Here is a 12,637-nt window from a genome sequence, read left to right on the forward strand (position 1 = left end):
CTCCTCTTTTTTCTATATATCAGCACACACCACCATGCCACCCCCCCCCCCCCCCATCAACCCACCAGCGCCCCCCCCCCCCCCCCCTCTTTTTCCCCCCCCCCCCCCCCCCCCGCCGTCGAGCTGCCGGTGCGGGTCAGGCCCGGGTCGGCGCCGGGTCGGCGGGAGCCGACGCCTTGTCCGCAGCCCCGTCGTCGTCGGCCTTGCGCATCGCGGGGATGAGGGCCGCGACGGCGGCGGACGCGAGGGCGACACCGCAGCCGATGAGCAGACCCGTACGGAAGCCGTCCTCGGAGGGAATCGTGACGCCGCCCATGCCGATGGTCATCTGGGCGAGGACGACACCGATGACGGCGGAGCCGATCGTGGTGCCCAGCGAGCGCATCAGGGTGTTGAAGCCGTTGGCGGCCGCCGTCTCCGAGATCGGCACCGAGCTCATGATGAGCGCGGGCATGGCGCCGTAGGCGAGGGCGACACCGCTGTTGATCACGATGCCGGCGAGCATGATGCCCCAGGCCGTCCCCATGAGCGGCAGCGCGGCCCCGTATCCGACGGCGATGACGAGGGCACCGCAGACGAGTGCGACCTTCGGGCCGCGCGTGTTGATCAGCTTTCCGCCCAGCGGCGAGATGAGCATCATCATGATGCCGCCGGGTGCGATCCACAGACCGGCCGCCAGCATCGACTGGCCGAGGCCGTATCCGGTGGCCTCGGGGAACTGAAGGAGCTGCGGCGCGATCAGCATGAAGGCGTACATGCCGACGCCGATGAGGACGGACGCGGCGTTGGTGAACAGCACCCGCGGGCGGACCGTGGTGCGCAGGTCGATCAGCGGGTCACGGGTGCGCATCTCCCAGAAGCCCCAGACGACCAGTGCCACGGCGGCCAGGGCGAACAGGCCGAGCGTGGTGCCGGAGGCCCAGCCCCAGTCGGCGCCCTTGGAGATGGCGAGCAGCAGCGAGACGAGCCCGATGGCGAGCCCGACCGCGCCGGGGGCGTCGAAGCGCTGGCCCTTCGCGGCGGCCGGGACGTCCGGTACGACGGCGAAGATCAGTACGCCGATGGCCAGGGCGAGCACGGCCGAGCCCCAGAACAGCACGCGCCAGTCGGCGTACTGCGCGACGGCGGCGGCGATCGGCAGACCGATGGCGCCGCCGATGCCCATGGAGGCGCTGACGAGCGCGATGGATCCGCTGAGCTTCTCGGTGGGCACGACGTCCCGCAGGAGCGCGATGCCGAGCGGCACCATGCCCATGCCCATGCCCTGAAGACCGCGCCCGATGATCATCGGGACGACGGAGGAGGAGAGCGCGCAGACCACCGAGCCGATGATCAGCGGCACGACGCAGGCCAGCATCATGCGGCGCTTGCCGACCAGGTCACCCAGGCGCCCGGTGACGGGCACGCAGACGCCCGCGACGAGCAGGGTCACGGTGATGACCCACGCGGCGTTCGAGGGCGACGTGTCCAGCATCTGTGGCAGCTCGGCGATGAGCGGCGTCACCAGCGTCTGCATGATCGCGGCGACCGTACCGGCGAGCGCCAGGGTGGCGACCACGCCGCCGGTCCGGGCGCCCGACTGCTGGGCTTCCATAAGGGGACTCCTCGATTTCTTCCACGTGAGCAACGATGTGCACTATACATACTCTGTGCATGGAGCACGCAGTGTGTATTGAGCACATGCCCCAGCGTGTGCCCGGCGGAAAGGCGCGGGAGGGGGCGCGTACGCCGTCACGTGTTGCGATACGGTCGCCGTAGGAGGACGCACGTACATGGACAAGCCATCGCATCTGGTCGAGTTCGAGCACATGGTGCTCGGGCGGCATCAGTTGAGCAGCGCGAAGCTGCGGCAGCAGCAGGGCCGCCTGGAGCGCAGCACGTACATCATGCTCAGCCGCATCCTGGTGCAGGGGCCGATGACGATCGGGCAGCTCAGTGAGGCGTTCATGCTCGACGCCTCCACGCTCAACCGGCAGACGGCGGGCGCGGTGCGGGCCGGGCTGCTCGAACGCATCCCTGACCCGGAGGGCGGGATGGCCCGCAAGTTCCGGCTCACGGAGGAGGGTGCGAAGCGTCTGGACGTCGAGCGCGAGGCGCACGTCGCGGAGTTGGACCGGGTCTTCGAGGACTGGTCGGCCGACGACGTGGAGACCTTCGCCCGCTACCTCCAGCGGTTCAACACGAGCGTGGAGCGGCTGAGCGGCCAGGAGTGGCCGCGGTCCTGACCGCCGCACGTCCGCCGCGGACGTCCGGCCGCGGCGGAAAAACCACCACGGCCGGACCGCGACCGGCTTGAGGGTGTCACCCGACCAAGCGCCCACCCGGGCCTGGCCGCACCGGCGGCTCGGCGGCGCGTCGTCCCCGTTCGGCACTGCGGCGGCCGGCCGCCGCAGTGCGCTGCCGGGTGTCAGGCGTCGTGGCCGACCACGGCGGTCACGCGGATCTCCACCCGCATTCCCGGCGCCCCGAGCGCCGGAACGCCGATCTGCGTCCAGATCGGCGCGCGCTCACCCATGCGCCGACGCATCTGCTCCACCATGACGCGGGTGGGCAGTTCGCCGATGAAGTCGGCCGAACCGGGGATGTGGTACGAGTCCAGGGCGATGACGTCGTGCCAGCCCGCCCCGGCCGTGGCGAGGGTCTTCTCGACGTTGTCGAAGGCCCGGACGATCTCCTCCTCCAGAGACTCGGGGAAGGTGAACTCCTCGTCCCACCCGCCCTGTCCCGAGATCTCGACGCGGTCGCCGACGCGGACGGCCTGGCTGTAGTGCAGTTGGGCGAGCAGTGTGTCGCCGTATCCGGGCGTGACGAAGAACTGGGCCTGACTCATGGCGCTCCCTGCGCTGGGGTCGCATGCGGGTACCGCATGCGAGGACTTCATGCTTGAAGTGAACCCTACGCGATTTCACTTCACGCGTGAAGTCCTTGGTGTTCGATAGGGTGACCCCATGGCCAAATCCGCCGACGCGAACCCAGGACAGGACGCCTCCGACGAAGCCCTGTGGCTGAACGCGGACGAGAAAGAGGCGTGGACCGGGCTCGTCTCGCTGGTCCTGCTGCTGCCGGGAAAGCTGGAAGCGCCGCTGCAACAGCGGAGCGGGCTCTCCCTCTTCGAGTACTTGACCCTCAGTCACATCTCGGAGGCCCCCGGGCGCCGCCTGCGGATGAGTGAGCTGGCCTATCTCGCCAGTGGCTCCCTCTCGCGCCTGTCGAACGTCGTGAAGCGGTTCGAGCAGCGCGGCTGGGTCGAGCGGTCGCCCGACCCCGACGACGGCCGGTACACCCTGGCCGCCCTCACCGACGAGGGTTACGAAGTGGTCGTCGAGACCGCGCCCACCCATGTGCGGGCGGTGCGCGACCTCGTGCTCACCCCGCTCACCGCGGGCGACCGGAAGGCGCTGGCCCGCATCGCGGCGAAGCTGCGGGTGCGGCCGGACGACCTGTCCTGACGCCGGTCAGTCCAGTTCCAGTACCTCCGCGAGTCCGGCCGCGGTGAACGCGGCCCTCAAGTCGTCGCCGCCCTCGGTGAAGTGGGACCAACTGTCGAAGTGGACGGGTGTCACCCGGCGGGCGCCGAGGATCCGCGCAGCTTCGGCGGCTCCGGCGCTGTCCAGGACGACCGGCTCGCCGCCGAAGAGCTGGGGGAAGCGCGGGGCGCCGGCGAAGAGGACGGCCGTGTCGACGGGGGCGAACCGCCCGGCGATCTCCCGGACCGCGTCGAGAGAGGCGTTGTCACCGCTGACGTAGACGGTGGGCAGGCCCTGGCCGGTCAGGACGAAGCCGACGACCTGGCCCGTGATCGGCTCGACCTGCTCGCGCGGCCCCGGCCCGTGGACGGCGGGAACGCCGGTGACGGTGACCGTGCCGCCGCCGGGGCGGTCAAGATCGACGGACTCCCAGTCGGCCAGGCCCTGGGCCTTCGCGCCCAGGCGGTCACTGCCGCTCGGCGTGGTCAGCGTGAGCGGGACGTCGGCGAGCATGGCCCGGCCGGAGGTGTCGAGGTTGTCGTCGTGCTCGTCGTGGGAGAGCAGGACCACGTCGACGGGGCCGAGCTCGGCGGGTGTGACGGGGCACGGCGCGGTCTTGGTGAGGGCCGGGGCGCCGGGGGGTGCGGGGTAGGTCCGCGGCTCGTCGAAGGTGGGGTCGGTCAGGAAGCGCAGGCCGCCGTAGTCGAAGCAGGCGGTGGGGCCGCCGAGGGTCCGGACGGTGAACCGGTTCGCTGCCGAGGGGGCTTGAGGGGGCACGAGGAAAACACCTCACGGATGGAGTGGATGGAACCGTGATGTGACCGTAAGCGTTTCTCATGGATGTGCGCAAGACGTACCATGAGGACCATGAAGGAGCCCCGGGCCGAAGAGACCACCCCGCCGCCCGCGCAGGGCGAGGAGGAGCACCCCTCCCTCGCCCTCGCCAACAGCGGCATCGCGCTGCCCGGCGGCCATACGCTCGACCTCCTCGCGACCCCCGCACGGGCCAACCAGTGGCTGACCGAGCGCGACCTCGCCCCGGTGGACGTCGGCATGAGGGAGATGTGCGCGACGCAACTGCGCTCCCTGCGGGAGCAGATCAGGTCGCTGTTCGCCTCGCGCACCGCCGGGCTCCCCGCCTTGCCCGCCGCCGTCGCGGCCGTCAACGACGCGATGACCCGGGTCCCCACGGCCCCGCTCCTCCAGTGGGACGACAAGGCGGGCCCCTACCGCGCCACCACCCACCCCACCACCGCGATCCTCGACCACGCCCTGGCCGCGCTCGCCGCCGACGCCGCCGACCTGCTCACCTCGCCCGACGCCGAGCGTCTCACCGCCTGCGGCTCCACCCCCTGCAACCGCTATCTGCTCCGGCACGGGCGCCGCCACTGGTGCTCCACCCGCTGCGGCGACCGCGCCCGTGCCGCCCGCGCCTACGCGCGCCGCACACAGCCCGACGCCGGCTGACCGGCCCTCGCGGGGCACCGGGTCATTCCGGCAGCGGGGCGGTGCGCAGCAGCAGTACGGCGATGTCGTCGGTGTAGTGGGGGGTGGGCCGGGCGTGGCGCAGCAGGACGTCGATGAGCCGGTCCAGATCCTGCCCGCTGTATTCAGCGAGGCAGTTGGCGAGGCCCCGGGCGGTCTGGTCGGGGTCGGTGCCGGGGATCTCGATCAGACCGTCGGTGTACAGGGCGAGGGTCGTCCCCGGAAGCAGCGGCAGGACGGTGGCGGGGTAGCGGGATACGGGTTCGACGCCGAGCAGGGGGCCGGGTTCGAATTCCATGACGCGGGCCGGCCGGCCGAGGTGGTGCAGGAGCGGCGGCGGATGGCCCGCACTGGCCAGGACGGCCTCCTGGCGTACGAGGTCGATGTGCGCGTAGAGGCAGGAGACCAGCAGGTCCGTCTCCAGTTCCGAGAGGACCTGGTTGGTCCGGGCGAGGACCTGGTCGGGCGAGGCGCCGACGGTGGCGTGGATGGCGGTGCGCACCTGGCCCATGAGGGCCGCCGCGGAGACGTTGTGCCCCTGGACGTCGCCGATCACGGCCGCGGCGGTGGTGGCGTCGATGCGGATGATGTCGTAGAAGTCGCCGCCGATGTCCATGCCGCGGCTGGCGGGCAGATAGCGGGCGGCCGCGTCGAGACCCGGCAGGGCGGGCAGGCTGCGCGGCAGCAGGGCCTGCTGGAGGCCGTGCGCGAGATCGCGGGTGGTGTCGTACAGACGGGCACGGTCGAGGGCCTGGGCGACGAGACCGGCCAGCGAGGTCAGCACGGCGCGCTCGTCCGCGCTGAAGTCACGGGGCCGGTTGTACGAGAGGATGCAGCAGCCGACGGGGCGGCCCGAGACGATCAGCGGCAGGAAGGCCCAGGCCTGCTTGTCGCTGAGCCGCGGTGCCTTGGGGTAGCGGCGTGCCAGCTCGTCGGGGCTGGTGAAGAAGGCGGGGATTCCGCTGGCCAGCACCTCGCCGGCCGGGGTGACGTCGGTGTCGAGGCGGAGACCGTCGAGCCGGTCGATCGTCGCCTGGTCGTACCCGTGGTGCCCGGTGATCTTCAGTCGTCCCGCGTCGGCGGCGGAAAGCACCAGGCCGTCGGCGCCGAAGGCGGGCAGGATCTGGTCGGCCACCAGCTCGACGACGTCGCGCACGGCCACCGTCTCGGTCAGCGCGGCGGCCAGGTGGACCAGCTGGTACAGCCGTCCCGACGGCGCGGGCCGTGCGGACACCAGGCCACGCGCCGCGAGCGTACCGGCGGGTTCGGACGCACCGCCCTCCGGTGGCGCCGCACGGGTGACGCGGGCGCTGATGCCGCTGCCGTCCGGGTAGAGCTGGAAGCGCAGCCAGGTGTCCGGGGGCCGCAGGGTGACGAAGGCGACCGGATCGCGGCTGATGACGGCGGTGCGGTACTGGTCCTCCACGACCGTGTTGTCCATCCAGGGCAGGGACTGCCAGGGCCGGGTACCGAGCAGCCTGCTGGCGTCCATCCCGAGCAGCGCCGCCGCGGCCGTGGTCACGAAGGTGATCCGGCCCTCCAGATCGAGGCCGATGGCCGCTTCCGGCAGTCGCTCGATGTAGTCCCCGGCGGCCCGTAGCCGCTGACCGCCGCGCGGGCGGGTGGCCACGGCGACCGGGATGTGGCGGGGCTGCTCGGGGACCGGGGGCAGGACGGGGGCGTCCCCGATGACCCGGGCGACGCGCCGCGCGGCGGAGTTGATGTGTCCCCGCTCTCGGCGGGTGGCCTCGATGGGGTGGCTCGCGGGCCACAGCAGGAACAGCGCGCCCAGACACCGTGAACCACCCGGCAGGGGGGCCGCGGCGAGCGCGAACCGGTACGGCAGGCTCGCGGCGGCGCGCGGATAGGTGCGGACCATGTCGTCCTGCGACCCCACCCACACCAGACGGTTCTCGCGCACGGCCTCGCTCACCGGGACGGCCGCGGAGAGCGGCACCCGCCGCCACGGCCACGCCACCTCCTCCGGCATCCCGGACAGCACCACGAGGCCGAGCACGGGCGCGCCCTCGTCCAGCAGGTAGATGCCTCCGGCGGAGGCGCCCGTACGGCGCACCGCGTCGGCCAGCTCCGCGTCCAGCGGATCGGCACCGTCGCTCATCTCTCGACAGTACGCCCGGGACGCGGCAAGGGCAGGTCCGGCATACCCACCCCACGTATCGGCCGGCCTCGTGGCCGGGCGGCGAGGGGTTACCGCCGTAGGCGGCCGGGGAGGGTCTGGTGACCGTCGCCGAGCAGTGAGCCGTACGGTTCCAAGGCCTCGACGGGCAGGGTCAGTTCGAGCCGGGGGAACCGTTCGAAGAGCGGACGCGGGGCCCCGGCGACCTCACGGCATGTCGTCGCGGCCCTCGGTGATCTCGTGCGCCAGCTCCGCCACCTTGCGCCGGTGGGCGCGGGCGTGGCGGCGCAGCCGGTCGAAGGCGTCGTCGAGGCTGAGGCCGTACCGGACCGCGAGCATGCCCTTGGCCTGTTCGATGACGATCCGGCTGTTCAGCGCCCGCTGCAACTGGTCGGCCAGGACACGGCTCTGGTACGCATGCCGCTGGAGGGCGAGAGCGTGTGCGGCCGTTTCCGTCAGGGAGCGGACGACGGCGAGAGCCTGCTCGTCCACGGCGGCTCCCGGCGGGCCCAGCAGGACCAGCGCGCCGAACGGGAGGTCCGAGCTCTTCAGGGGCAGCGCCGTCACCCGGCCGAAGCCGAGCGCCTGCGCGCGCGGTGCCCAGGACGGCCAGCGCACACGTGCCGGACGCGTGGTGACGTCCACGTCGATGAGAGTGGAGCCGGAGGAACGGACGTCGCACCCGGGCCCTTCCTTCCACGCCGCGGCGTCCGCCGCCAGTGTGCGCAGGGCGCTGCCGGTCGCTTCGGTCCGTACGTCCGAGGTGCCGAGCGGTACGTACTGCACGATCGCGCCCCGCGCGCCGTACACGCGCCGGCCGCTCTCCGCGCACATGGCCAACAACGTCCGCGTGTCCAGAGGCTCGTCGCTGGCCGCCCTCACCAATCGGGCGAAGAGCGTGGCGAGTTCCTCTTGCTGCAGGGTCACAGTGCGGACCTCCCGCCGGGCCTGACCGACCTCGACGATAGCCGGGGCGACTGCCACGCGCACCGGTTGGCTGTGACCGGACGGAATTTGACCAAAAACCTCTGTGCGTGGCTCCCGTGCCGTCGCCGTCGGTCAGCGCACCCCGTGCGGTCGGAACTGGATGCTGATGCGGCCCCCGGCGGCCCGGGTCGACTTGGGGATGGCGTGTTCCCAGGTGCGCTGGCACGAGCCGCCCATGACGATCAGGTCGCCGTGGCCGAGCGGGCGGCGGATGCCCTCGCCCCCGCGGCGGGGCCGGAGCAGCAGATCACGCGGTGCTCCCACGGAGAGGATGGCGACCATGGTGTTCTCGCGCGCGCCCCGGCCGATGCGGTCGCCGTGCCAGGCCACGCTGTCGCGTCCGTCGCGGTAGTGGCACAGACCCGCCGTCGTGAAGGGCTCCCCGAGCTCTTCGGCGTAGTGGTCGGTGAGCGCCTGCCGTGCCTCGTCGAGGACGGGGTGCGGCAGCGTTTCGCCGTCGCCGTAGAAGGCCAGCAGGCGCGGCACCTCCACGACCCGCTCGTACATCTGCCGGCGCTCGGCCTTCCACGGGACGTCCACGGCCAGCCGTTCGAACAGCACGTGGGCGCCGCTGAGCCAACCCGGCAGCAGGTCGATCCACGCACCGTCGCCGAGTACCGTCCTGCGGGCCTCGGCCAGCGGGCGCAGGTGCACGTCGTCGCTCTGGTCGAAGAGCGAACCCTGGAGCTGGTGCGTTGCCATGCGACCCAGCGTAACGCTCAATCGAACGTACGAGCTAATTCGCATGCCGGGCGGCCGGTGGCACTGCGATATTGGGGGCGTGAAGGCGACGATGAGTTTTCGAAGGGCCGCCGTGGCGTGGGCGGCCGCCGGGGAAGACGGCGAATCCGCCGCCGACAGGGCTCGGGCGTGGGCCGTCGACGCCGGTGTGCGCAAGGTCGTCCTCGTGGAGGGGGAGAGCGACCTCGTCGCCCTTGAGGCGCTGGCCGAGCGCCGCGGACGCAGGCTGGACGCGGAGGGCATCTCGATACTCCCTCTGGGCGGTGCGATGAGCATCGGCAGGTTCCTGGCGCTGTGCGGGCCCGCGGGGCTCGACGTCCCGGTGGCGGGCCTGTGTGACGCGGGGGAGGCACACTACTTCCGGCGCGTCCTCGAACGGACGGGGGCGGGCCCGCAGCGCACCCGCTCCGACCTGGAGACGCGCGGCTTCTACGTGTGTGAGGCGGACCTGGAGGACGAACTGATCCGCAGCCTTCGCGCGGAGGCCGTCGTCGACATCCTCGCCGAACAGGGCGACCTGCGCTCCTTCCGCACCTTCCAGAAGCAGCCCGCGCAGCGGACCCGCGGCCTCCCGCAGCAACTCCAGCGGTTCATGGGCACCAGGAGCGGCCGCAAGGCGCTGTACGCGCGCGCTTTCGTGGAACACCTCGACCTCGACCGCGTGCCACGCCCCCTGGACCGCCTCCTCGCGCACGTCTGAGGCCTATCGGCCGGTGACGGCCTCGGCCTCCCGGAGGTAGCGCCGCACAGAACCGAGGGTGAGCATGCCGCTCGCGCCACCCGCGTCCTCGGCAACGGCCGGGCGCAGGGCGGCAGCGGCGCGCGCGGCGGCCCCCCACTCGCCGAGTTGCGCGGCGGCACGGGCCGTGAGGCACCACAGGGCCTCCTGCAGATGACCGCGGGGCGGTTCGGGCTGGGCGGCGAGGGCGGCGCGGGCCCCGGCCACGTCGTCCCGGGCGAGCAGTACGAGGGGCTGCGCCCAGGGCAGGTGCGGGCCCCAGTCGAGGCGGGGGCCGGTGGGCGCGGGCCGGTCGTGCAGCAGCCGAAGCCCCAGCAGGGCGAGCGGAAGCAGCCCGCGGTGGAGGCCGGGCATGCCCGCTCCGGCGAGGGCGTCATCGGCGGCGCGGTAGGCCGCGGCGGCCTCGGCGGGGGAGGGGCCGCCGGGTTCGGCACTGCGGGCGGCGAGCACCCGGGCCCTGAACCACGCGGTGAGAACGGTGACGAGCGGCGACTCGTGCGCGGCGGCCAGCTCCTCCGCGGCGACGGCGTGCGCGGCCCCGGCTTCGAGCCTGCCGAGGGCGGACGCGGACTGGAGCCGCACGAGCCGCCCCAGGATGCCGAAGGTCGGCAGCTCGTGCCGGGCGGCCAGCGCGACGAGCTCAGCGCCGATGGCGTCGCGCCGGGAGGCAAGACCCGGCCGGGCGAAGGACTGGAGGAAGACACCGTTGAGCGCGAAGGCCAGCAGGGCGGGGTCACCGAGGCCCCGGGCCAGTGCTTCGGCCTCGTCAGCCGCCGCCGCGGCGGCGGCGAGGGGCAGAGCTTGCGGGTCGGCGGAGGCAAGGGCCGTGCCTGCGCCCGCCGATGGACCGGCGGCCCCCTGTCCCGTACCGGACACGTCCCCGCTGCGGCTCTCCACCGCGATGGTCGCCAACAGCCGGGTCCGCAGCTCGGGCGGGCCGTCGGGGCCGAGCGCGGTGAGGGTGCGTCCGGCCGCCGCCACCACCGACCGGGACTGCTCCGGGTCATCGGACCGGCTCCAGATCGCCGGTACGTCGTACGCGCCGATCACCCGCGCGGTCAGCGCGACGTCCCCCGTGCGTTCCGCCGCCCGGATGGCGGTGAGGCGGTCGCGGCGCGAGGAGACCAGGGCGTCGCCGCCGGCCAGCGCGAGGGTGCGGGCCAGGGCCACGGTGGTGCGCGGGCCGAGCCGGGCGCCGGTGCCGGACCAGGGGCGCGGCGCCGCTTCGACGGACGCCGATCCGTTGAGCATGGCGGTCTCCAGGCGCCGGAGCTCGGGGCCGGGGTCCAGTCCAAGCCGCTCCACGAGCATGGTGCGGGCACGGCGGAGGGTCGCCAGCGCGTCGGCCCTGCGCCCGTCGCGGTAGAGGGCGCGCGCCAGCAGACCCCAGGCCGGCTCACGCCACGGATGCTCGGCGACGTGCTCACCGAGCGCCGCCACGAGGTCGGTACCCGCACCGGAGTCGAGGAGCACGCCCGCCCGCAGCTCCACGGCCCGCAGCCGCAGCTCCTCCAGCCGGGTCCGTTCCCGCTGGGCCCACGGGGCGTCGGGGAAGTCGGCGTAGGCGGGCCCGTGCCACGAGGCGAGCGCGTCACCGAGGGCGTCGACGGCGTGCGGAGGGCGGCCGGCAGCGGCCAGGGCGTCCTCGAAGCGATGGACGTCCACCGCCTCGCGCGAAAGACGCAGCGCGTAACCGGGTCCCTGCGTGACGAGCAGCCGCGGCGGGGTACGGGGCGCCCTGCCGGGTTCGACGGCACGGCGCAGCGCGGCGACGAAAGTGCGCAAGGCGCCCAGGGAACCGGCCCCCGGCTCGGCCCACAGGTCGGCGACGAGCGTGTCGGCGGTGACCAGCCGCCCCTCGGCGGCGACCAGGCGCGCGAGCACCTCGCGGTGCCGGGGCCCGCCCAGGTCGATCGCGCTGCCGTCGTCATGCCACGCCTGCACGGCACCGAGTACGTCAATCCGCATGCCCCCATCCTCGGGGCACGGACCCGGCCCCGCCGAACCGCGCTCATCGGTTGCTGATCGCCCTGGTGCACCGTGACCGCGTCAGCCGGACGAAGGTGCCGGACGACGCGACAGACGAGAGGAACCGCTGTGAATCCAGCTCCCACCCCCATCCCCACACACGCATCCGCCATCGCCATCCCGGAGTTCGAGTACGTACGCCTGCCCGGCGCGGGCGGCGTGGAGCTGTCCGCCGCGGTCGGCGGCAGCGGCAGCCCGCTCGTGCTGCTGCACGGCTTCCCCCAGACCCACCTCATGTGGCGCCACGTCGCCCCGCAACTGGCCACGGACCACCTGGTGGTCTGCCCCGACCTGCGCGGTTACGGCGCGAGCGACAAGCCGCCGGCCACGGACGACGACGTCTACTCGAAGCGGACCATGGCCGCCGACATCGTGGCCCTGATGGCGGAACTCGGCCATGAACACTTCGCCCTGGTGGGCCACGACCGGGGCGCCCTCGTCGCCTTCAGGGCGGGCCTCGACCACCCGGAGACCGTCACCCATCTGGGCATCCTCGACGTCGTACCGACCCTGGACATGTGGGACGTACTGCGAGGCGTGTCCGCGGCGGTCGGCTTCCACCTGTTCCTCATGGCGCAGCCGCCCGGCCTGCCGGAGACGATGATCGCCAACAGCGCTGACACGTTCTTCGGTTCGTTCCTCGACACCTGGGCCAAGGACCCCGGTGCGATCCCGGAGCCGGTGCGCGCCGAGTACCTGCGGGCGAGCGCGGCGGCGGTGGACTCGATCGTCGCGGACTACCGTGCCTCGGCGGGCGTGGACGTCGTGCACGACCAGGCGGACGCCGACGCGGGCTCGCAGTTCGCCATGCCCGTCGCGGTCGTCCAGCAGGACTGGGGCGCGCGGCTCGGCTACGACGCCGCGGAGGTGTGGCGGGCATGGGCACCCAGGCTCGACCATCACCTGACGGATGCGGGCCACTTCATGGCCGAGGAAGCCCCCGGCGAGATCACGGCGCTGATACGCCGTCTGCTGAGTTCCTGAGTTCCTGAGTTCCTGAGTTCTTGAATTCCTGAGTTCCTGACGTCCGGCGCCCCGAGCCCCGGCACAGCT

General features: G+C 72.9%; 12 protein-coding genes. 5 read left to right on the forward strand and 7 right to left on the reverse strand.

Annotation, left to right across the window (positions count from 1 at the left end):
* Window positions 1-136 precede the first annotated feature (136 nt).
* On the reverse strand, window positions 137-1,594 hold the full coding sequence (locus ACZ6JY_RS11040) for an MFS transporter (RefSeq protein WP_469194503.1): 1,458 nt from the start codon (window positions 1,592-1,594) through the stop codon (window positions 137-139).
* Between the two features lie 178 nt (window positions 1,595-1,772).
* Here ACZ6JY_RS11040 and ACZ6JY_RS11045 point away from each other — a divergent pair, with 178 nt between their 5' ends.
* Window positions 1,773-2,225 carry a MarR family winged helix-turn-helix transcriptional regulator gene (locus ACZ6JY_RS11045; RefSeq protein ID WP_469194505.1) on the forward strand — a complete coding sequence of 151 codons (453 nt, stop codon included), beginning with the start codon at window positions 1,773-1,775 and terminating at the stop codon, window positions 2,223-2,225.
* A 182-nt stretch (window positions 2,226-2,407) separates the two neighbouring features.
* Here the strand turns inward: ACZ6JY_RS11045 and ACZ6JY_RS11050 are convergent, their stop codons facing one another.
* Window positions 2,408-2,830 carry a Rid family hydrolase gene (locus ACZ6JY_RS11050; protein WP_469194507.1) on the reverse strand — a complete coding sequence of 141 codons (423 nt, stop codon included), beginning with the start codon at window positions 2,828-2,830 and terminating at the stop codon, window positions 2,408-2,410.
* Between the two features lie 118 nt (window positions 2,831-2,948).
* Between ACZ6JY_RS11050 and ACZ6JY_RS11055 the strand changes: the two genes are divergently transcribed.
* On the forward strand, window positions 2,949-3,449 hold the full coding sequence (locus tag ACZ6JY_RS11055) for a MarR family winged helix-turn-helix transcriptional regulator (protein ID WP_469194509.1): 501 nt from the start codon (window positions 2,949-2,951) through the stop codon (window positions 3,447-3,449).
* Window positions 3,450-3,455: 6 nt separating this feature from the next.
* On the opposite strand, the gene ACZ6JY_RS11060 is transcribed toward ACZ6JY_RS11055, so the two are convergent.
* The gene (locus tag ACZ6JY_RS11060) at window positions 3,456-4,244 is read right to left on the reverse strand and encodes an MBL fold metallo-hydrolase (protein WP_469194511.1); all 789 of its coding nucleotides are present in this window, start codon (window positions 4,242-4,244) and stop codon (window positions 3,456-3,458) included.
* Between the two features lie 90 nt (window positions 4,245-4,334).
* Between ACZ6JY_RS11060 and ACZ6JY_RS11065 the strand changes: the two genes are divergently transcribed.
* Window positions 4,335-4,934, forward strand: a complete 600-nt coding sequence (locus ACZ6JY_RS11065; protein WP_469194513.1) for an ABATE domain-containing protein — start codon at window positions 4,335-4,337, stop codon at window positions 4,932-4,934.
* 22 nt (window positions 4,935-4,956) lie between these two features.
* On the opposite strand, the gene ACZ6JY_RS11070 is transcribed toward ACZ6JY_RS11065, so the two are convergent.
* The 3 genes from ACZ6JY_RS11070 to ACZ6JY_RS11080 form a co-directional block, all read right to left on the reverse strand.
* Window positions 4,957-7,071, reverse strand: a complete 2,115-nt coding sequence (locus ACZ6JY_RS11070; RefSeq protein WP_469194515.1) for a PP2C family protein-serine/threonine phosphatase — start codon at window positions 7,069-7,071, stop codon at window positions 4,957-4,959.
* 225 nt (window positions 7,072-7,296) lie between these two features.
* On the reverse strand, window positions 7,297-8,016 hold the full coding sequence (locus tag ACZ6JY_RS11075; RefSeq protein WP_469194517.1) for a GAF and ANTAR domain-containing protein: 720 nt from the start codon (window positions 8,014-8,016) through the stop codon (window positions 7,297-7,299).
* Between the two features lie 132 nt (window positions 8,017-8,148).
* Window positions 8,149-8,778, reverse strand: coding sequence for an alpha-ketoglutarate-dependent dioxygenase AlkB (locus ACZ6JY_RS11080; RefSeq protein WP_469194519.1), 630 nt, complete (start codon window positions 8,776-8,778; stop codon window positions 8,149-8,151).
* A gap of 91 nt (window positions 8,779-8,869) precedes the next feature.
* Between ACZ6JY_RS11080 and ACZ6JY_RS11085 the strand changes: the two genes are divergently transcribed.
* Window positions 8,870-9,517, forward strand: coding sequence for a TOPRIM nucleotidyl transferase/hydrolase domain-containing protein (locus ACZ6JY_RS11085; RefSeq protein ID WP_469194521.1), 648 nt, complete (start codon window positions 8,870-8,872; stop codon window positions 9,515-9,517).
* A gap of 3 nt (window positions 9,518-9,520) precedes the next feature.
* Here ACZ6JY_RS11085 and ACZ6JY_RS11090 read toward each other — a convergent pair whose 3' ends face one another.
* On the reverse strand, window positions 9,521-11,524 hold the full coding sequence (locus ACZ6JY_RS11090; RefSeq protein WP_469194523.1) for an AfsR/SARP family transcriptional regulator: 2,004 nt from the start codon (window positions 11,522-11,524) through the stop codon (window positions 9,521-9,523).
* Window positions 11,525-11,695: 171 nt separating this feature from the next.
* On the opposite strand from ACZ6JY_RS11090, the gene ACZ6JY_RS11095 reads away from it, so the two are divergent.
* Window positions 11,696-12,568, forward strand: a complete 873-nt coding sequence (locus ACZ6JY_RS11095; RefSeq protein WP_469195033.1) for an alpha/beta fold hydrolase — start codon at window positions 11,696-11,698, stop codon at window positions 12,566-12,568.
* Window positions 12,569-12,637: the final 69 nt, after the last annotated feature.

The organism is Streptomyces sp. NPDC046335, assembly GCF_055587985.1.